The following is a 20,292-nucleotide window of genomic DNA, read 5'->3' as shown; positions in this document are numbered from 1 at the left end:
AAGGCGCCAGTTGCGGGATGGAAAAACGGTGACCAGAGGGACAAAGCAAGACCTGTAGGAGCGGCCCTTGGCCGCTCCTACAGGGGGGATCAGGAGGCGCTGGCCGCCAGCTGGGCTCCGCTGTCGTCGACAAAGCGGCTCAGTAGCTGCTGCCAGCGCTCGCGCACCTGCGCGTACTTCTGCTCGCGCACATGGCCGTAGCCGCGCACCTGCAGCGGCAGCGCGAGCAGTTCCCGCGCGGCGGCCACATTGTCGCTGTTCAACTGCGCCGCGACGGCGTTGACCGCCCCGTGCACCTGGCGCGCCCAGTCGCGCTCGGCGCGCCGCTCGCGGGTGTAGCCAAACAGATCGAAGACGGTACCGCGCAGTACCTTGCCTCTGGCCAGCAGCGGCATCAGTTTGCCCACCCAGGGGCCGAACTGCATTTTCTTCACCCTGCCGCTCGCATCCGGGCGCGCCAGCAGCGGCGGCGCCATATGGAACTTGAGCTTGTAGTCACCGGTGAAGATCTCCTTCAGCTGGCGCCGGAAGTCCTCGCCGCTGTAGAGGCGCGCGACCTCGTATTCGTCCTTGTAGGCCATGGCCTTGTACAGGCTGTTGGCCGCCGCGCGGGTCAGGGACCCGTCGCCGTGCGGCAGTTTGTTTTCCGCCGCGTGCAAGCGCTCGATGCTGCGGGTGAAGTGGCGCGCGTAGGCGGCGTTCTGGTACTCGGTCAGCTCCGCCGCCAGGCGCGCTATCAGCTGCTCGACCGTCTCCTGCGGCTCGACCAACTTCACCGGCTGCGCCGGTACCGCCAGCTGCTCCACCACCCTGGGGTTTACCGCCAACAGGCGACCGGCGCGGAAGGCGCGCAGATTGCTCTCCACCGCGACGCCGTTCAGCTCTATGGCCCGCTCCAGCGCCGCCTCGCCGATCGGCAGCAGCCCCTTCTGGCAGGCGTAGCCCATGATCATCAGGTTGCTGGCGACGGTATCGCCGAACAGCGCCTGGGCGTATTTGTTCGCATCGAAGGCGAAATACTCGGCGCACAGGGATTCGATACTCTGTTGGGTCGCATCCGCCGGGAAGGCCAGTTCCCCGCCTTGTGCAAGGTCGCGAACAAACGCGGCCACCGGTACCTCGGCGGTATTGACCAGCGCGCGCATCTTGCCCGCGGCGAACTTGGGCCGCTGGCTGGCCGCGGTGACCATATCGCAGCCCAGCAGCAGCTCCGCGGCGCCGTCGCGAATGCGCGCGGTGGTGATGCTCTCCGGGCGCGCGCCCACCTTCACATGCGCGACCACGGCGCCGTTCTTCTGCGACAGGCCGGTGAAATACAGGGTGGTGCTGCCCTTCTGCTCCAGGTGCGCGGCCATGCCCAGCAGCGCGGCCACGGTCAGCACGCCGCTGCCGCCGATACCGGCGACGAGAATGCTGAGCGGCCTGTCCAGACTCGCCTGGGGCGCGGCCGGCAGGCCGGCGATGGCTACGTCGAGCGCATCCGCCAGGGAGGCGAGCGCCGGCTTCTTCAGTTCACCGCCCTCGACGGAGACGAAGCTCGGGCAGAAGCCGTCGGCGCAGCGCATGTCCTTGTTACAGCTGGATTGGTTCACCTGGCGCTTGCGGCCGAACGGCGTCTCCAGCGGCTCCACCGCGATACAGCTGGACTGCACGCTGCAGTCGCCGCAACCCTCGCAGACGCGGTGATTGATCAGCAGCCGGGTGGGCGGATCGGCCATCTGTTTTTTCTTGCGCCGGCGGCGCTTCTCCGCCGCACACACCTGCTCGTAGATGATCGCGGTCACGCCTTCGGTCTCGCGCAGGCGGCGCTGCACTGCGTCCAGCTCCGCGCGCGGCAGTATTTCCACCGCGGGCGGCAATTCGCTGCGGTTTTTCAGCCAGTAGTCCGGGTTCTCGGACAGCAGAACCACTTCGCGCACGCCCTCAGCCAGCAGCTGCGCGGCCAGTCTCGGCGCCGTCACCTCGCCGTCGGCGGGCTGGCCGCCGGTCATCGCAACGGCGTCGTTGAGCAGAATCTTGTAGGTGATATTGACCCGGCTCGCGACCGCCTGGCGTATCGCCAGCAGGCCCGAGTGGTTGTAGGTGCCGTCGCCCATATTCTGGAAGATATGGGAGGCGGAGGAGAAACGGTGCAGGCCCACCCACTGGGCGCCCTCGCCGCCCATATGGGAATAGGTGTCGGTGCGCAGGCCCTTGCCCAGCGCCATAATATGACAGCCGATACCGGCGCTGCCGAGGCTGCCTTCCGGCAGTTTGGTGGAGGTGTTGTGCGGGCAGCCGGCACAGAAAATCGGTTCGCGCGCGAGCAGGCCCTGGGCCCTGGCCGGCACATTGCCGCCGAGCTTTTCCGCCAGCGGAACTATTTTTTGGGCCAGTTCGGTATCCGCCAGCCAGCGCGCGATCGCCACAGCCACCCGATCCGGGCCGAAGCCCCAGATGGCCGGCAGCAGATCGTCGCCGTTCAGATCCTTCTTGCCAACCACCTTCGGGCGCCTGTGGTCGGCCCAGTCGTAGAGCAGCTTCTTCAGCTGATCTTCCACCAGCGGGCGCTTCTCCTCGACCACCAGCAATCGCTCCATGCCGTCGGCGAAGGCGCCGATACCGCGCGGCTCCAGCGGCCAGCTCATGGCCACCTTGTAGATGGAGATGCCGGCCTCCTCGAGATCGCGTTCGCTCAGCTCCAGCAGCTCCAGTGCCTCGAGCAGGTCGCCGTGGGCCTTGCCGACGGTGACTATGCCGAAGCGCTTCTTCGGCGCCTCGACGACGGTCTTGTCCAGCCTGTTCGCGTAAGCGAAGGCCTGGGCCGCCGGCAGCCGCTCCTCCAGCATGCGCCGCTCGTACTCGAGGCGCTCGGCGGGCCAGTTCAGGTGCGGATCGTAGTTCAGGCCGTGGGGCGGGATCGGGAAGTCCGCCGGCCGCGCAAACTGCGGCAGCTCCGGCACGACGATCGAGGCGCCCGCCTCGACGGTCTCGGTGATGGTCTTGAAGCCGACCCAGAGGCCGGAGAAGCGCGACAGGGCGATACCGGCCAAACCCAGGGTCAGGTATTCGTCAATGGTGGCCGGGAACAGCAGCGGCATCATCACCGACTCGAAGATCTGGTCGGTGTTGTGGGAGAACATCGAGGACTCGGCGGTGTGATCGTCGCCGCACAGGGCCAGCACGCCGCCCAGTTTGGAGGTACCCTGGATATTGGCTTGGCGGAAGACATCGGCACTGCGGTCGACGCCGTGGCCCTTGCCGTACCAGATGGAGAAGACACCGTCGCGGGTCGCCTGCTCCCGGTAGTGATCCAGCAGCTGGGTGCCCCAGATATTAGTCGCGCCCAGGTCCTCGTTGATACCCGGCTCGAAGTGGATATCCCGCTCGGCCAGCAGCTTCTTGTGCCGCCACAGGGCCTGGTCGTAGCCGCCCAGGGGCGAGCCGCGGTAGCCGGAGATAAAACCGGCGGTCTTGTGCCCGTCCCGCTCGTCCATCTGCTTCTGCATAATGGGCAGGCGCACCAGCGCGTCAATCCCGGTCAGAAACACCCGCCCGCTATCGCGGGTAAACGCGGCCTTGAGGGAATATTCGCTATCGAAGCCCAGCTCCCGATCATTTTCGACCATCGCCATGGGTACCACCTCGCCAACTCAATCGTTATTGGTTTTTTATTTGCCGGTAAAATTAACACCGCGCGGCGAAGCAGGTCATACCAAAATAGACCCTGATAAGGCATAATGCTGACACAAGTCACCAAAGACTGGCTGCTAACGGCAACGAATCACTCAATTGGCACCGTTTTGGGGAATGCAAGTCAAAGCGCGACTGGCGCCTGCACCCCGGTCCGGCCAGCCGCCGGCAGCGCGAATCACCCGGACCAGCCTCAACCCCAGACCCGGTACAATCACCTACTGAAGAGATACGGAATAGAACAATGGCCTATTTACTGGATGCCATCGATAAGAAAATCCTGGAGATACTGCAGCGGGACGCCACCATTCCCAATATCGAACTGGCGGAGAAGGTCTGCCTGTCCCCCTCCCCTTGCTCCCGCCGGGTCAAGAACCTGCACGAACAGGGCTTTATCAAACGCGCGGTGACGCTGCTGGAGCCGGAGAAGGTCGGCCTGCCGGTGAGCGTGTTCATCCAGGTGACCCTGAACCACCAGGTAAAGAAGGAGCTGCAGGACTTCGAATCGGTGATCGGCCAGTGGCCGGAAGTGATGGAGTGCTACCTGATGACCGGCGACTTCGACTACCTGCTGCGGGTCGTGGTGCCGAATCTGCAGGCCTACCAGGAGTTCCTCGACAAGAAACTCACCGAGCTGCCGGGTATCGACCATATCAAGAGCAGCTTTTCGCTGAAACAGGTGCGCTACCGCACCGAGCTGCCGCTGGATCAGTTGCTGGAAAAATAATCCCTGTTTCGAATTTGTAGGAGCGGCGGGGCGGCCCTGCTGCCGGTAGCTGTTTGCGGGACACGCCGTGAATACATCCCTGTAGGCTTGTCTGCGAGATCCCTCTCGCAGACAGTCCCGCAAACAGCTACCGGCATCAGGGCCTTCGCATCGACTTAGTCGTACGGCCCACCGTCTCCAGGGCGAACACAAGGTTCGTTCCAACCTCTCCAGGTCTTCGCGGGGTCAGGCCGCAACCGGGCGCCGCTCGGCCCAGTTGCTGGCGAAGCCGGCCAGCACAATACCCAGCAACAGCAACCACAGGTAGATCTGCGCATCGTCATCGCCGGAAGGCTTCTCCACCCGCGCCAGCTTCTGGCCGCTGACCTGCCTAGTCGGCGCGGCGGGCGCGGCCTCCGGTACTAGAGAGTTTTCCGGCACCTGGCCACTGACCAGCGGCGCCAGGCCGAAGCCGACCGCCTGCTCGCCGACAAACGCCTTGAATTTCCCGTTGTCGGTGGCCACGTCGAATTCCTCGGCGAGTTCTGTATAGGTCTCCACCATCTTCTTCAGGGTTTCCGCATCCGCGTCCCAGTAGCCCTTGCGCACCGCCTCGAGCATGCGCTCCAGTATCTGCGCCAGCGCCTCGGCGTTGTGCGCCTCGAAGAATTCGCGCATCGCCATCTGGTATTTGTCATCCACATAGACCTCGAACATCTCCTGCCACTGGTCGTCGCGGATGGTCTCCGGGGTCATCACCTCCCAGCCCCACATATTGTTGACACGGTCCAGTATCGCAGTGGCACCGGCGTAGCCGGATTCCTGCATCGCCTGTATCCAGCGCGGGTGGAAATAGCGGCTGCGCATCTCCCGATTGATAAATTCACCGAGCGTCTGCGCCTTGATATTGTCCTTGCGGCGCAGGTTGGACACGTACATCTCCGGCGTCGCGCCGTCCAGGTTGCGCACCGCCAGGCCGATACCGCCGAAATACTGGAAGGGGTCGTCGTTGGTCAGCATCGCGTAGAGATTGGTGGAGCGCGAGAAGATGACGCCGTCGGTGCCGGACAATACCCTGCCGTACAGGTCGGAGCCCCGCTGGTCCTCGCTCCAGCGCGACTCGTCCGCGCCGTAGGCGAAACCCATGCGGCGCATATAGAGATCCGCCAACTTGTCATCCGTCTCCCAGCTGTCGGAAGCCAAACTGGCGCCGTTCAGGCCAGTGCCGTAGTTGCCGGTCTCGTTGGAGAAGATACGCACCGAGGACAGGTACTGCGCGTCCTCCTCGCTTTTGCCCTCAGCGAGCAATTCCCGCTTCAGCGCCTGGGCGTGGCGGTAGACGAAGTTGTTGTCCTCCTTCATCTGCGCCACCTTGTCGATGGCCTCCGCCAGCCACAGCATCACGTTCGGGAAGGCGTCGCGGTAGAGGCCGGTGGCCGAGATAACCACGTCGATACGCGGCCGCTTCAGTTCCGCATAGGGAATCACCTCGGTGCCGACTACATTGCCCTGCCGGTTCCACTTGGGTTTCAGACCCAGGGCGTGCAGTATCTGCGCCTCCAGCGCGCCCTGGTGGCGCATGGTTTCCAGGGACCAGAGGGAGAAGGCCAGCTTGTCCGGGAAGCGGCCGTGTTTTGCCCGGTAGTCGGCGATGGTCTGCTCCATCAGCTGTACGCCGGCCTCATAGGCCTCTTTGGACGGCACCTTGGCCGGGTTGAAGCCGATCAGGTTGCGCCCGGTGGGCACCGCCTGAGAATTGCGGATCGGGTCACCGCCGTGGCTGACCGGAATATAGCCGCCGTCGAGGGCCAGCATCAGGTTTTGCAGCTCGGCAATTTTCTCGAAATTTTCCCGGTAGTCGCGGCCGGTCCGCAGCTGCTCGCCGAGGCTTTGCGGCAGTTTTTTAGCGGACAGCTTTCCGGATAAATAGGCGTCCAACAGCTGGTAGCCGGGCTGTGCCTCCAGCGCCACCACCTTGCGCTCATCGCGGGCCTGTTCTTCGGGCAGGCTCAGGCCGTTTTGCTTTTCGTATTCGCCGGCGGCGGCCATAAAGTCGTCGCCCAGCATCTGCAGCAGGGTGCTGGTCAGATGCTCGGACTTTGGCAGTTGGCCGAAGCGGTGAATGCCGAGCGGCTGGCTCATATCCGCGAGCTGGGTCAGGTAATCCTGCAGCCGGCTCAGCTGCCCGTCGAAATCCGCGGCCAGTTCCTGCGCCGACATTTTCAGATCCTCGAGCAGATTTAGCGCTTCTGCCAGCGCGACAATGCGCTCGCGGGTGTTCTGCTTGGTCTGCCCCTCCTCCAGCAGCAGGTAGTTGCCCACCAGCTCGGAAAGCGCCGCCACTTCGGCGTAGAGGCCGGCCTTGGCGAAGCCCGGCGTCAGGTGGCTGATTATGGTGGCGCGGCCGCGGCGCTTGGCCTGCATCGCCTCGCCGACATTGTCGATGATATAGGGGTAGAAGACCGGAATATTGCCGACGGCCAGATTGGGGGCGTCGTACACCGACAGGCCGCGCTCCTTGCCGCTCAGCCACTCCTGGGAGCCGTGGGTGCCCAGGTGAATATAGGCATCGGCGCCGAAGGTCCGGCGCGCGTAGAGGTAGAGCGCCAGGTAGGCGTGATTTACCGGCGTTTTCGTATCGTGATACAGGGAGGCGTGATCCGCGGCATTATCCGCGCGCAGGCCCTGGGGCAGTACTATCAGGTTGCCGAGATCCATACGCGGAATCACGAAGGCCCGCTCGCCGTCGCGCTCGGCCAGCATGGCACTGCCTTCTGGCTCGCCCCAGCGCTCGACGATCGGCTCGCGCACACTGGCGGGCAGCGCGTCGAACCATTCGCGATAGGTGGACAGCGGCAGCCAGTCCGCCAGCCCCTTGTCGATCAGCGCGGCGCTGTCCTCGCGCCGGTAGTAGGGGCGCAGCAGCTGGCCGGCCCAGTCGATCAGCGTCTCTGAGTCCCGCAGCTGGATCCGGTAGCCGCGGGATTTCATCTCCCTGGCGATGGATTCGATCGACGATGGCACGTCGAGGAAGGCCGCGCCGATATTTTTTTCACCGGGGGGATAATTCCAGATAAAGGTCGCGACTTTTTTTTGTGCGTTCGGCTTGTGCGCCAGGCTGGCGTGGTTCCAGGCGCGCTCGATCAGCGCATCCAGCTGGTCCCGCATAACCCGTTTGACACCCTTGTCGGTGGCCGCGATCAGCAGCGGATCTATGCTGCCGGTATCCTCCGGCATCACCAGGAAGAAGGGGGTCAGCGACGGGGAGACGCCGCTGTTGTCGGCCAGATACGCGGCCTCATTGCCCTCCGTGTAGTTGAGCGCGTGGATCACCGGCACGCCCAGTTTTTCGAATTCCGCACGGCGCTTGCTGACATAGTGCAGTGCGCGGTAGTTGATAATCAGATCGACGCGGGTCTCGCCGTCTTCGTCCTGCAGCAGCTCCGGATAGCTGAGCGGCAGATCCTCGCCCTCGAAGAAGAAACCGAAAGCCCTGCCCCCCTTTTTCTCCAGGCCCAGGATCAGCGCATCCACCACCTGCTGCTGTTCGTAATCGACCACGGAGCGGTGCATCGCGATGGCAATTAGCGGCTGCTTGTCACCGGTACGCAGCCAGTCAAAAAACGCTTCTTCCCTGTCGGTGACCTTATCTGCGTAGCGCGGGTGGTAGAGCCCCACCTCCGGCACCTCAATCGGCGCCGGCGCCACCTCGCCGGACAGGCCGAACACCGCGGAGGACAGGTACAGCATCAGGTTGCGGTAATTCCGGCGCCCGGCGTTACTGAAATAGCTGCCTATGGCCGCGCGCTGCACCGCCGCCAACCCCTGGTTCATGGCCGCGTTGTCCAGATCGCCGAGGGAGATCACCGGCACCTGCGGGTGTTTGTCCAGCAGCGGCTGGTACTTGCCGAACATAAATTGGGACAGGGCCGGGTTGATACCGTCGAACAGAATCAGATCGGCGGATACCCAGGCCCGCTCTATCTCCTCCTCGCTCTTGCCCTTGCCATTGAATACTTCGAGCGCGAAGGGCTGGTCTTCGGCCAGCTCGGCCAGCAGATCGCCCTTGGCCTTGGCGGTATGACTGGACATCATCAACAGTACTTTCGGTTTTTCGCCGGCCTGTACCAGCACCGACAGCAGAAGCCCGACCAGCAGCCCCAGCACAGACAGAAAACTTCTCTTCATCGTTATTTGCTCCCGGCACCGTGAGTCGCACTGCCCTCGGCCAGCGCCTTGCCCTTGCTGTCTCCACCCTTACTCTCGGGCACATACACCAGGCTGCCGTCGGCCATCTGGTAGGCGACGCCGGCGCGGGTGCCCTCGCCGGAGCCTATTTCGCCAGTGGACTTGTACTGCTTGATCTCCCTGCCCTCCTTGACGATGACTTCCATATTCGGCTCGCCGGCATTTTTGATCACAGTGACCTTTTCACTGGAAAAGACGTTCAGCGGGTTCTGCGCGATTGCGATCAGCAGCGCGGCGATGACCACCAGAAACACGTCGATCAGGTTGACCGCGCTCAGTATCGGGTTGAGCTCCTCGTCCTCGTGCAGAAAGCGCATCAGCCCGCCCCCTTCAGCTTGCGGATATTAATCAGCTCACTGGCAAACCAGCGCTTCTTCACCGACGCCGGCCAAAAAGTCAGCGTCGAGATGGCCAGGCCCCAGATCACCGCGGCGAAGGCGATGATCAGGTTTTCACTGATACCCTGGATATTGCCGTCCGCCAGTGCGCGCAGCGCCGGCCCCATCGGGATCATCGTTGCGATCAAGCCCAGCATCGGCGCTATGCGGGTGGCCATGCGCAGCATTTCCAGCTTCTTCAGCGCGAAAACCTCCAGCTCGTCGTCACAGACCCCGGGATTGCGCACATAGTAGTTGTGCACCTGGTATCCGGGCAGCCACCGAAGCTCACCCCGCCCCAGCGCGCGCCGGTAGGTGACGGCGTTTCTGCGGCGCAGTAGCCACAGGGACAGGAAGCGCCCGCAGGCGTAGAGGGCGTAGACAAACAGCAGCAGTATCGCCAGCAGCACCGGGACCATAAACAGGTCGGCCACACTGGCCATCAGATTTTCGATTGCGGAGATATTCAAGGGGCACCTCGTCTGGCGTTATTCGTGTTCGTTGGACGGGTGCGCAAACTAACCAAATGCTGCGCCCCGGTCAATCTTAATCTACGTGATAATTATTCTCATTTAGCTTTACATTACGTTAATCGCCTCTATAATCCGCCGCTATCGGGGCCATAGACAGCCCCGCCGCCAACAGAATCTGACGCCACCACAGGCAGAGAATGATCAACAAGGATATGAGCATGAAACGCCACCCCCTCGCCGCAGCCCTGCTGGGTCTGCTGTCCGCGCCCGGCCTCTACGCCGAAGAAAGCTCCGCCGCCGACGACCTGGAGCTGGTCATCGTCAGCGGCCGCGCCGAGAAGCCGCTGAAGGATGTGGCCGGCAGCGTCTCGGTGGTTAGCGGCGACGAGATCGAGAAGCTGCAGTTGAACGATATGAACCAGCTGTTCCGCTACGAGCCGGGAGTAGAGGTCAGCGGCCGAATCGGCGGTGCGCAGAATATCCTGGTGCGCGGCATGGGCGGCGACCGGGTACTGATCATCAAAGACGGCATGCGCGTCAACGAGGGCTATGGCGCCAACGGCCTGAACGACGTAGTCGGCCGCGGCATGATCGAGATGGACACCCTGAAGCAGGTGGAAGTCGCCAAGGGCGCCGCCTCCTCCCTGTACGGCTCCGACGCCCTGGCCGGTATCGTCGTCTTCACCACCAAGGATGCCGGCGACTATCTGGCCGACGGCGAGCAGTTCGGCGGTGCGATCAAAAGCGGCTACAGCGGTATCAGCAGCCAGACCCATGTGTCCCCTACCCTGGCCCACCGCTCCGGCGATTTCGAACAGCTGTTGCAGCTGACCTACCGCGACGGCGAGGAGGAACAGAACTACGCCGAAACCCTGGATGCCTTCCAGATAGAATCCGACAGCCTACTGTACAAGGCCAAGTACAAGCTCGGCGGCGAGGACTACATCAGTTTCAGCGCCGACCACTGGAACCAGGACAGCCGCGGCGGTGACGCCGACGGCCTGCTGCACTACTTCCGCGGACTGGCCGACTACGGCTACGAGATCGTCGACGAGAGCTCCAGCTCCGGGAAGCAGACCCGCGCCTACCAGCTGCGCTACCACGGCGAGACGGCCACGCCGATCTACGACCAGCTGAACCTGAGCCTGTACCGCAACAAGACGGAACAGACCGACGAGCAATATGGCCGGCTGGATATCGACGCGCCCCTGTTCGGCGTGATGGAACTGCGCGATATGTGGGAGACGGGCGTCTACGAGCAGATCACCAGCGGCTTTCTGTCCAGTGCCAGCAAGGCGCTGAACCCGCGGCACAGGCTCGGCTTCGGCCTCGATCTGGAAAGCACCGAGAGCAGCCGCTCAGTGCGCCAGTACCGCGAACGGGTACAAACTGGCTCTTCGAATACCGACGTTATCCTGGATGAGTCCACGGAAAAATTCCCTGAAAACGATGTGGCGCGCGCCGGCGTTTTCGCAAATGACGAAATCACCTTTGCCAGTGGCGACCTGGTCATTACCCCGGGCCTGCGCTACGACTGGTACCAGATGGATCCCAACGGCGCACTGAAGTCCGACGGCACGCCCTACGCCACCATCGAGGAGAGCAACGTCTCCTTGAACCTGGGCGCACTCTACCGGATCAACCCGCGCCTGACCGCCTTCGCGCAGTACGGCCAGGGCTTCAAGGTACCGGCCTACGACCTGGCCTATCTCGAGCACTATCTACAGCCGACCGCGTCCTACATCTACGAGGTGGTGCCGGCGGAGGACCTGTCACCGGAAACCAGCGACACCTTCGAGCTGGGCCTGCGCGGCCACCTGGGCCGTTTCGCCTTCAGCGCCGCCGCCTTCCACACCCGCTACGACGATTTCCTCGAAACCCAGCTGATCGACAGCCAGATGTTCTTCGACGACAGCGGCGACTTCTCCCATATCTACGAGAAGTACCAGTACCGGAACATAGACTCGGTCACCATCGACGGCATGGAAGTCAGCGCCACCTGGTACCCGACCCCGGCGCTGGAAGTCTTCGCCAACGCCAGCTACCAGCGCGGCGAGAACGACACCAGCGGCGAATACCTGCGCTCGATCAGCCCGCTGTCCGGCGTCGTCGGCGCCGCCTACAGTGGCGACCAGCTGTCCAGCCAACTGCTGCTGCGCTGGGCGGACCGTATGGACCGGGTCAACGAGGGCGAGAGCGAAGTGGCGGGCTTCGGCGTGGTGGACTGGATACTCGGCTACCAGCCGCAGGAGCGGCTGTCGTTCAACCTGGCAGTCAACAACCTGCTGGACCGGGAGTATGTGCCCTATGTGAATGTCGCCGGGCGCGACGAGGGCAGCGACCTGTCCGTCAGCTCCGCGGCCGGCCGCACCTTCTCCGCCTCGGTGAAATACGCGTTCTGACGCGGCCGGAATCGAAGGCGGAGTGCGGGGCGAGCATTTCGAAACCGTCGGCGACAGGGACGTCGCCGACGGAGCCTACATGGACGTATTCACAGCGATTTCGAAATACTCGCCCCGGCACTCCGCCGCCACCGCACCCGCCTAGAAGGAGAAAGGGAAGCGCCGTTCCGCTATCAGCGCCGGAACAAATTGATAAGCACGCTGAGCACAATGCTCAGAATAATCATCGAAACGATCGGAAAATAGAAACGGCTGCGCCCCGACTCGATACGGATATCCCCCGGCAAGCGCCCGAACCAGCTCAAAGCCCCGGGGAAAAAGTGCAGCAGCAGCCCCACGGCAACCAGCAGACAGCCCGCGACAATCAGCCATTTAGACATCCCGATACTCCCCTCCTACTCCCCTTCGCCCGCATTCGCACCCCGATTGTAGGGGGCCCCTGGCTGCGGCGCAGCTGTTTGCCAGCCATTTCCGCCCGCTGCTACCATCGAAGTCGCAGCAGCAACGGCACAAATAAGGTTAACGACAATGCGCCTCCTTCCAACACTCGCGGGCCTGATCCCCGCACTGTTCAGCAGCGGCCTACAGGCCGCGACACTGATGCACAACTTTTCCGGCTACCAGACCACCGAGAAAAGCCTGGACAAGTTCGACGCAATAGTCTTCGACCAGGGCAAGGTGCTCGCCAACGGAAAATACGCGGAACTCCGACGGCACTACCCGCAGGCGACAAAAATCGATGCCGGCGGCAGGACACTGCTGCCCGGGCTGATCGACGCCCACGGACATATGCTCGGCCTGGGCCGGCTGCAACAGCAGCTGGAACTGCGCGACCTGGATCTGGCACAGACACTGCGGGCCATAGAGCAGCAAGCGCAGCGCCTGGAGCCCGGCGAGTGGCTGCTCGGGCGCGGCTGGAACCAGGTGCTCTGGCCCGGCAAACAGTTCCCGACCCGGGCCCAGCTGGACGCGCTGGCAATCGACAACCCCATCTGGCTGCGCCGCATCGACGGCCACGCCGGCTGGGCCAATTCCGCCGCGCTCAAACTCGCCGGTATCGATAGGAATACAATATCTCCCGAAGGCGGCGAAATACTGCGCGGCACAGACGGCGAACCGACCGGGGTGCTGATCGACAACGCCATGACACTGCTCGAGAAGGCCGTGCCCGAGCCCAGCCTGGCGCAGGACAAGGAGGCTCTGCAGACCGCCTTCAAACTGGCCCTCTCCCTCGGCCTCACCGGCGTACACGACGCGGGCATTGACGACAAAACGCTGCGCGCCTACCGGCAGCTGGCCGACGAAAAAGCCATTCCGCTGCGCGTCTATCCGATGATTTCGGTGGACAATGACAACTACGCCGAACTGTTGAAGGAGGGCCATATCGGCTCCCCCGCAGAGCGCCTCTATGTGCGCAGCATCAAACTGTCCGCCGACGGCGCCCTCGGCAGCCGCGGCGCCGCGCTACTCGAACCCTATCACGACGCCCCCGGGGAAAAAGGCCTGCTGCTCTACCCGGAAAGCAAGATTCTGTCACTGTTGGAGCTCGCCACCGACAACGGCTTCCAGGTCAATGTGCACGCGATAGGCGACAGGGCCAACCATATAGTGCTGAACCACCTGCAGACACTGCACGGGGAAAAAGACCAGAGGCCGCTCCGCCACCGGGTGGAACACGCGCAGGTGCTGACAGCGGCGGATATTGCGCGCTTCCCGCGCCTGAACCTGATCGCGTCGATGCAGCCCACCCACGCCACCAGTGACAAGAATATGGCCGGCGACCGCCTCGGCGAAAAGCGCCTGGCCGGCGCCTACGCCTGGCAGACCTTCCTGAAACAGGGCACCCGCATCGCCGCAGGCTCCGACTTTCCGGTGGAGCCCGCCAATCCGCTGTACGGCATTCACGCTGCGGTAACCCGCCGCGACCGCCAGGGCGAGCCGCCCAAGGGCTGGCGCACCGAGGAGGCCATGACGCTGGAACAGGCACTGCGCGCCTTCACCTTGGACGCCGCCTATGCCAGCCACCAGGAACAGGTGATCGGCAGCCTGGAGCCGGGTAAGTTTGCCGATTTCATTCTGCTGGATCGGAATATCTTCGAGATAGATCCGCAGGAGATCTGGAAGGCGCAGGTGATGGAGACCTGGGTGGAGGGAGAGAGGGTCTACGCCCGATAAGAACTAGTAGGAGCGGCCCGTGGCCGCGATCGATGCTGGAGACTTCCCCTGAGAGTGATCGCGGCCATGGGCCGCTCCTACACGGGAAACAAAAAAGCCGCACCACTTCCGTGGTGCGGCTTTTCAATGGCGAGAACCTTAGTCCTTCACCGCAACGGTGGTCGCCTTCTTCTCCGGCACCGGGAAGCCGCGATCGCGCATCAGCGCATCGATCTTGGCATCGCGGCCGCGGAAGGCGCGGTAGGCCTCGGCAGGATCAACCGCGTTGCGCGGCGCGAACAGGTGTTTCACCAGCTTCGCGGCCACTTCCTTGTCGTAGAAACCGCCCTCGGCTTCGGCGAAGGCTTCCGCCGCATCGGAGGTCAGCACGTCGGCCCACAGGTAGCCGTAATAACCGGTGGCGTAACCCTCACCGGAGAAGACGTGGCCGAAATGCGGCGTGCGGTGGCGCATCACCAGCTCCTTCGGCATGCCCAGCGCGGCCAGGGTTTCGCGCTCAAACGCGTCCGGATCGATCCCCTCCGGGTCGGTGGTGTGCAGCTTCATGTCGATCAGTGCGGACGCCAGATACTCGGTGGTGGCGAAGCCCTGGTTGAAGGTGGCGGCCTTCTTGATCTTGGCCACCAGCTCCGCCGGGATCGGCTCGCCGGTCTTGTAGTGCACCAGGTAATTGTCGATCACCTCGTCGGTGGACAGCCAGCGCTCCAGCAGCTGCGACTGGAATTCCGTGTAATCGCGCACGCCGCCGTTCAGGGTCGGGTAAGACACGTTGGAGGCGAGGAAGTGCAGCGCGTGGCCGAACTCGTGGAAGAAGGTCTCCGCATCGTCCCAGCTCACCAGCACCGGCTCGCCCGGGGCGCCCTTGATAAAGTTGGAGTTGTTGGAGGCCAGCACCGTCTTCTTGCCGTCGAAGGTGGTGTGGTCGCGGTACATGGTGGCCCAGGCGCCGGAGCGCTTGCCGGCGCGGGCGAAGGGATCCAGATACCACAGGCCGATATGCTCGCCGCTGGTCTTGTCCTTCACCTCCCAGACTTTCACGTCTTCGTGGAAGACCGGCACACTGCCCTCTTTCACCGGCGTAAAGGTGAAGTTGAACAGCTCGCCGGCGACGAAGAACATCGCCTCGCGCAGCTTGTCCAGCTGCAGGTACTGCTTCACCTCGTCGGAGTTCAGGTCGTATTTGGCCTTGCGCACCTTCTCCGCGTAGTAGCGGTAGTCCCAGGGCTCTATGGTGATGTCCGCGCCCTCGGCGTCGGCCACCGCCTGCATATCCGCGACCTCCTCTTTAACGCGAGCTATGGCGGCGGGCCAAACGGCCTCCATCAGCGCCATGGCGTTTTCCGGGGTCTTGGCCATGCGGTCCTGCAGGCGCCACTGGGCGTAGTTGTCGAAGCCGAGCAGAGCGACGCGCTCGTCGCGCAACTTCAGGATCTCGGCGATGATGGCGTTGTTGTCGTGCTCGTCGCCGTTGTCACCGCGGCTGTAATAGTTGCGCCAAACCTGCTCGCGCAGTTCGCGGTTGTCGGAATAAGTCAGGAAGGGATCCATGGACGAGCGGGTATTGGTGATCGCGTATTTGCCCTTCTGGCCCTTCTCTTCCGCCAGCGCCGCCGCCGCGGCGACGAAGGACTCGGGCAGACCGCCCAGCTGATCCTCGGTCAGGAAGATATCGTAGCCCTCCTCGTCCGCCAGCACATTGTTGGCGAACTGGGTGTAGAGTTCCGCCAGGCGCTGGTTGATCTCTGCATAGCGCTGCTTGGCCTCGCCTTTCAGGGTCGCGCCGTTGATCGCGAACTCGTTGTAGATCAGTTCCACCACGCGCTTCTGCTCGGCGTTCAGATCGGATTCGTGACGCTGCTCGTACACCGCCGCGATGCGCTGGAACAGCTTGTCGTTCTGCACAATCTTGGACTGGAAGTCCGCCAGCTTAGGCGCCATCTCCCGCTGGATGGCGCGGAATTCCGGCGAGGACATGTTCGCACTCCAGATACCGTAGTAGGCGAAGACGCGATCCAGTTCGGCGCCACTGCGCTCCAGTTCCTCGATGGTGTTGGCGAAGGTGGGCGCGGCCGGGTTGGCGGCGATAGCATCAATCTCGGCCAGATTCTTGCGCATTGCAATTTCCAGCGCCGGCTTCAGATCCTCGAGGCGCATCTTGTCGAAGGCGGGCACGCCGCCATAGGGACCTGTCCATTCGGCGAGCAGGGTGTTGCTGGCCTCGGTCGCGTTCGCGATCTCGGCCGCCGGTTGAGCGTCGGCCATATTCTTCGCGGCCTGGGTCTGCTCCGCCTCCTTGCTGCATCCGGCCGCGGCCGCCAGGGCTGCGGCGACGGACAGCGCAATCAGTGTGTGACGCATCGGCAATCTCCTCTCGAATTGCTTTCTTGTGAAACTTATTTGAGCGCCCGAGTGTAACCCCAGTTGCCCCATCGCCGCCAATCCCGCCCGCCGGGCCCCGGCATAGCCGGCGACGGGTAGAGGGGTTTTCGCGACAAACGCCCTGCCCTGGTTGACCGGTTGGTGGGGCAGAAAGTCCGCTACCGGTTTTCGATCGCAAAGTTGATAACGACTTTTTAAGTGTATTCTTTTTATAGGTGCAAATGATAGGTATGAAGGGCGTGTGCGGAACTATGCCGGGGGGCGGTACCGGGTGCGCCGGAAGCCCGGCGCCCGCGGAAACGCGATTGCGATCGCCCGGGCGGTCGATGCGCTGTATTGGACGGACCGCGGAAACTACTGGCGCAGATCCTCGACGATGGTACCGGCCCGCCGCAGCGCCTCCTCCTGCCCCGGCTCGCGCCAGGGTTCCTGCAGCGCGTCGGCGATCCACTCCCGCATCGCCGGCAGCTGCAGCAGGCGCTCGACATAACCGGCCGCGGTCTCGCTCAGCGGCAGGTCGTAGTTTCTGGCGCGGACCGCCACCGGGGCGTAGAAGGCGTCCACCGCGGTGAAGGCCTCCCCGGCCAGAAAGGCGCCGCCGAAGCGCTGCAGCCCCTGCTGCCACAGTTCATCGATACGCTCGATATTTCTCTGCAGCTGCGGTGGTATCTGCGCCAGGCGCACTTTCACGCCGCAGTTCATGGTGCAGATATCCCGCAATGCGGAAAAGCCGGAATGTATTTCCGCCGCCGCGCAGCGGGCCCAGGTGCGCGCCGCCCTCCCCTGCGGCCACACCGGCGGGTGGCGCTCGGCGAGGTACTCGGCGATACCCAGGGAGTCCCACACGGTGGTATCGCCGTCGATCAGGCAGGGCACCTGGCCACTGGGGGAAAAGCTGCGGAACTTTTCCCGGCTGCCACCCGCCTCGAAGGTCACCAGCTGCTCCTCGAAGGGGATCTCCAGCTGGCGCATCAATAGCCAGGGGCGCAGGGACCAGGAGGAATAGTTTTTGTTGGCGATAAACAGCTGGTACATGGGCCCCCCGGTCGGGAAAGGAATAATGCGTGGAAGCTGCTTCACAGCGACTACACGGACGCCTTGGCGGCGTCGGCTCACCACGTTATGAAAACAAAAAAGCCGGGCGATTGCCCGGCCTTATCATTCGATCAGCTGGCCCTGCCGTCGCGCAGCCACTCGGCCACATTGAAGGCCAGCTCCAGCACCTGGTCCGCATTCAGGCGCGGGTCGCACTGGGTGCGGTAGCAGCTGGCCAGGTCCGCCTCGGAGATCTTCCAGGCGCCGCCGGTGCACTCGGTAACATGCTCGCCGGTCATTTCCAGGTGGATACCGCCTGGGTGGCTTCCCTCGGCGCGGTGCACGGCAAAGAAGTCGCGGATCTCGCGCAGTATCTTGTCGAAGTCGCGGGTCTTGTAGCCGCTGCTGGCCTTGACGGTGTTGCCGTGCATCGGGTCTGTGCTCCAGACCACCGAACGCCCCTCCCTCTGCACCGCCCGCACCAGCGTCGGCAGCTTGTCGCCGAGGGTGTCCGCGCCCATACGCGTGATCAGGGTCAGGCGCCCGGCGTCGTTGTGCGGGTTCAGCTTGTCGATCAGGCGCAGCAGCTCGTCCGGCTGCATAGTGGGTCCGACCTTGACGCCGATCGGGTTGCAGACACCGGACAGGAATTCCACATGGGCGCCGTCCAGCTGCCGGGTGCGCTCGCCGATCCACAGCATATGCGCCGAGCAGTCGTACCACTTGCCGGTCAGGCTGTCGGTGCGGGTCAGGGCCTGCTCGTAGTCCAGCAGCAGCGCCTCGTGGGACGTGTAGAGCACCGTCTCGCGAATGGCCGGCGTATTTTCCGAAGTCACGCCGCACACGGCCATAAATTCCAACGCCTCCTGCAGCCGCTCGGCCAGCTGCGCGTACTTCTCCCGCTGGGGATTGTTCTCGAGATAGCTCAGGTTCCAGCCGTGTACCTGGTGCAGGTCGGCGAGGCCGCCCTGGGCGAAGGCGCGCAGCAGGTTCAGCGTGGCCGCAGACTGGTTGTAGGCGGTCAGCATGCGCTGCGGGTCCGGCACCCGCGCCTCGGCGGTGAAGTCGATACCGTTGATGATATCGCCGCGGTAGCTCGGCAGCTCGACACCGCCGATGGTCTCGGTATCCGCTGAGCGCGGCTTGGCGTACTGGCCGGCCATGCGCGCCACCTTCACCACCGGCAGGTTGCCGGCAAAGGTCAGGACCACCGCCATCTGCAGCAGCACCTTGAAGGTGTCGCGAATGCGGTTGGCGTTGAAGTCGGCAAAGGATTCGGCGCAGTCGCCCCCCTGCAGCAGGAATGCCCTGCCCTCCGCCACCTGCGCCAGCTGGCGGCGCAGCTCGCGCGCCTCGGCGGCAAATACCAGCGGCGGGTAGCCGGCCAGCGCTCTGGTGACCTCCGCCACCCGCTCCGGGGATGTGTAGCTGGGTTGCTGTCTGGCCTCGAAATTCCGCCAGCTTTCCGGGGTCCAGGCCTGGGTGGTGGTATCGGGCGCAGGGGATTCGGACACGGGGGTATCTACCTCAACTTCCATTTTCGGCTCTTGCATCGATCGTCATTCCGCCGGGGCGAAGCTGGTGTTCGCCCCGGCAGGCACAGGTTGCCGACATTCTACAGGATGCTGGCCACGGCTTTGCAGAAGTACTCCATATTCCCCTGGCTCAGGCCGGCAATGCTGATGCGGCTGGAGTCGACCATATAGATGGAGTACTCCTTCTGCAGCCGCTGCACCTGCTCCGGTGTGATGCCGAGGAAGGAGAACATGCCCTTCTGGCGCTGGATAAAGCTGAAGTCCCCGGCGGCGCCGGCGGCGGCCAGGCTCTCGACCAGGCCTGCGCGCAGGCCGTTGATGCGCTCGCGCATCTCGGTCAGCTCGGCCTCCCAGTTGGCCTTCAAGCCGGCGTCGGTGAGGATGGACTCGACGATGGCCGCACCGTGGGAAGGCGGCATCGAGTAGTTGCCGCGAATCACGTTCAACATCTGGCTGTGCCCCTTGTCGGCATCGGATCCGTTGTTGTAGATCACCATGGCCAGGCCGACGCGCTCGCGGTAGAGGCCGAAGTTCTTCGAGCAGGAGGCGGCCACCAGCATCTCGGGCACAGATTCCGCCATCAGGCGCAGGCCGTAGGCGTCGTCGTCGAGGCTGTCGCCGAAGCCCTGATAGGCCATGTCGATAAACGGCGTGAAGCCCTGCTTCTGCGCCATCTCCGCCAGCAGCTGCCACTGCTCCCGGGAGAGGTCCGCGCCGCAGGGGTTGTGGCAGCAGGCGTGGAACAGCACCAGGTCGCCCTCGCCGACGTCCTTCAGGGTCTCCACCATCCGGTCGAACTGCAGACTGCTGGTGGCGCGGTCGTAGTAGGGGTAGCTCTTGATCTGCAGACCGGCGTTGCCAAGCAGCGGCACATGGTTGGCCCAGGTGGGGTCGCTGACCCAGATGGTGGCACCGGCTTTCGCGCGGTTGGCGAATTCCGCCAGTACCCGCAGCGCACCGCAACCGCCGGGGGTCTGCGCCGAGCGCACACGGCCGGCCTTCAGCGCCGGGTGGTCCGCGCCGAGGATCAGTTCCTGCATCGCGGTGTTGAAGCCCGGGGTACCGGCGGGACCGATATAGGCCTTGGTCTCCTCGCTCTGCAGCAGGCGGGTCTCGGCCTCTTTTACCGCCTGCAGCACGGCGGTGTGGCCCGCCTCGTCTTTATAGACACCGACACCCAGGTCGATCTTGTTCGGGTTTTCATCGGCGCGGTAACTGGCCAGCAGACCCAGGATCGGGTCCGGCGGCAGGCTGCTCAGGTGCTCAAACATCGGCTGACTCCTTCTACAC

12 protein-coding genes are annotated in these 20,292 nt (G+C 63.7%); 3 read left to right on the top strand and 9 right to left on the bottom strand.

The features are described from left to right. Positions 1–89: 89 nt before the first annotated feature. Complete coding sequence (locus ACXAF3_RS08225; RefSeq protein ID WP_475111811.1) at positions 90–3,614, bottom strand: indolepyruvate ferredoxin oxidoreductase family protein; 3,525 nt, start codon at positions 3,612–3,614, stop codon at positions 90–92. Positions 3,615–3,916: 302 nt separating this feature from the next. Here ACXAF3_RS08225 and ACXAF3_RS08220 point away from each other — a divergent pair, with 302 nt between their 5' ends. Then, positions 3,917–4,399, top strand: a complete 483-nt coding sequence (locus tag ACXAF3_RS08220; protein ID WP_475111810.1) for an Lrp/AsnC family transcriptional regulator — start codon at positions 3,917–3,919, stop codon at positions 4,397–4,399. 225 nt (positions 4,400–4,624) lie between these two features. Here ACXAF3_RS08220 and cobN read toward each other — a convergent pair whose 3' ends face one another. From cobN to ACXAF3_RS08205, 3 genes are read right to left on the bottom strand one after another with little or no spacing between them, the layout of a single operon-like run. Continuing rightward, a complete protein-coding gene (gene cobN / locus ACXAF3_RS08215) occupies positions 4,625–8,566 on the bottom strand; it encodes a cobaltochelatase subunit CobN (protein ID WP_475111809.1) in 3,942 nt (1,313 codons plus the stop codon). A 2-nt stretch (positions 8,567–8,568) separates the two neighbouring features. Continuing rightward, positions 8,569–8,943, bottom strand: coding sequence for a DUF2149 domain-containing protein (locus ACXAF3_RS08210; RefSeq protein WP_475111808.1), 375 nt, complete (start codon positions 8,941–8,943; stop codon positions 8,569–8,571). After that, positions 8,943–9,473, bottom strand: a complete 531-nt coding sequence (locus ACXAF3_RS08205) for a MotA/TolQ/ExbB proton channel family protein (protein WP_475111807.1) — start codon at positions 9,471–9,473, stop codon at positions 8,943–8,945. The genes ACXAF3_RS08210 and ACXAF3_RS08205 overlap by 1 nt, the downstream gene beginning before the upstream one ends. A 221-nt stretch (positions 9,474–9,694) precedes the next feature. Between ACXAF3_RS08205 and ACXAF3_RS08200 the strand changes: the two genes are divergently transcribed. Continuing rightward, a complete protein-coding gene (locus ACXAF3_RS08200; protein ID WP_475111806.1) occupies positions 9,695–11,878 on the top strand; it encodes a TonB-dependent hemoglobin/transferrin/lactoferrin family receptor in 2,184 nt (727 codons plus the stop codon). Positions 11,879–12,051: 173 nt separating this feature from the next. Here ACXAF3_RS08200 and ACXAF3_RS08195 read toward each other — a convergent pair whose 3' ends face one another. After that, a complete protein-coding gene (locus ACXAF3_RS08195; protein ID WP_475111805.1) occupies positions 12,052–12,258 on the bottom strand; it encodes a DUF2905 domain-containing protein in 207 nt (68 codons plus the stop codon). Between the two features lie 148 nt (positions 12,259–12,406). Here ACXAF3_RS08195 and ACXAF3_RS08190 point away from each other — a divergent pair, with 148 nt between their 5' ends. Next, on the top strand, positions 12,407–14,053 hold the full coding sequence (locus ACXAF3_RS08190; RefSeq protein WP_475111804.1) for an amidohydrolase: 1,647 nt from the start codon (positions 12,407–12,409) through the stop codon (positions 14,051–14,053). A gap of 138 nt (positions 14,054–14,191) precedes the next feature. Here the strand turns inward: ACXAF3_RS08190 and ACXAF3_RS08185 are convergent, their stop codons facing one another. The 4 genes from ACXAF3_RS08185 to ACXAF3_RS08170 form a co-directional block, all read right to left on the bottom strand. Beyond that, positions 14,192–16,411 (bottom strand): M3 family metallopeptidase, encoded by a 2,220-nt coding sequence (locus ACXAF3_RS08185; RefSeq protein WP_475111803.1) that lies wholly within the window; start codon positions 16,409–16,411, stop codon positions 14,192–14,194. Between the two features lie 375 nt (positions 16,412–16,786). After that, positions 16,787–17,467, bottom strand: coding sequence for a glutathione S-transferase family protein (locus ACXAF3_RS08180; protein ID WP_475111802.1), 681 nt, complete (start codon positions 17,465–17,467; stop codon positions 16,787–16,789). 131 nt (positions 17,468–17,598) lie between these two features. Next, positions 17,599–19,005, bottom strand: a complete 1,407-nt coding sequence (locus tag ACXAF3_RS08175; RefSeq protein ID WP_475111801.1) for a class II 3-deoxy-7-phosphoheptulonate synthase — start codon at positions 19,003–19,005, stop codon at positions 17,599–17,601. A 77-nt stretch (positions 19,006–19,082) separates the two neighbouring features. Continuing rightward, a complete protein-coding gene (locus ACXAF3_RS08170; RefSeq protein ID WP_475111800.1) occupies positions 19,083–20,273 on the bottom strand; it encodes an amino acid aminotransferase in 1,191 nt (396 codons plus the stop codon). Between the last annotated feature and the right edge of the window lie 19 nt (positions 20,274–20,292).

Source organism: Microbulbifer sp. ABF4_143 (assembly GCF_056160225.1).
Note: the sequence above shows the minus strand (reverse complement) of the source record. Positions and strands in the feature narration are given on the sequence as shown.

Bases quoted from the DNA above. Each gene is read 5' to 3' on its own strand.
- ACXAF3_RS08225 (WP_475111811.1), bottom strand. From the start codon at position 3,614: ATGGCGATGGTCGAAAATGATCGGGAGCTGGGCTTCGATAGCGAATAT.
- ACXAF3_RS08220 (WP_475111810.1), top strand. From the start codon at position 3,917: ATGGCCTATTTACTGGATGCCATCGATAAGAAAATCCTGGAGATACTG.
- cobN (WP_475111809.1), bottom strand. From the start codon at position 8,566: ATGAAGAGAAGTTTTCTGTCTGTGCTGGGGCTGCTGGTCGGGCTTCTG.
- ACXAF3_RS08210 (WP_475111808.1), bottom strand. From the start codon at position 8,943: ATGCGCTTTCTGCACGAGGACGAGGAGCTCAACCCGATACTGAGCGCG.
- ACXAF3_RS08200 (WP_475111806.1), top strand. From the start codon at position 9,695: ATGAAACGCCACCCCCTCGCCGCAGCCCTGCTGGGTCTGCTGTCCGCG.
- ACXAF3_RS08195 (WP_475111805.1), bottom strand. From the start codon at position 12,258: ATGTCTAAATGGCTGATTGTCGCGGGCTGTCTGCTGGTTGCCGTGGGG.
- ACXAF3_RS08190 (WP_475111804.1), top strand. From the start codon at position 12,407: ATGCGCCTCCTTCCAACACTCGCGGGCCTGATCCCCGCACTGTTCAGC.
- ACXAF3_RS08185 (WP_475111803.1), bottom strand. From the start codon at position 16,411: ATGCGTCACACACTGATTGCGCTGTCCGTCGCCGCAGCCCTGGCGGCC.
- ACXAF3_RS08180 (WP_475111802.1), bottom strand. From the start codon at position 17,467: ATGTACCAGCTGTTTATCGCCAACAAAAACTATTCCTCCTGGTCCCTG.
- ACXAF3_RS08175 (WP_475111801.1), bottom strand. From the start codon at position 19,005: ATGGAAGTTGAGGTAGATACCCCCGTGTCCGAATCCCCTGCGCCCGAT.
- ACXAF3_RS08170 (WP_475111800.1), bottom strand. From the start codon at position 20,273: ATGTTTGAGCACCTGAGCAGCCTGCCGCCGGACCCGATCCTGGGTCTG.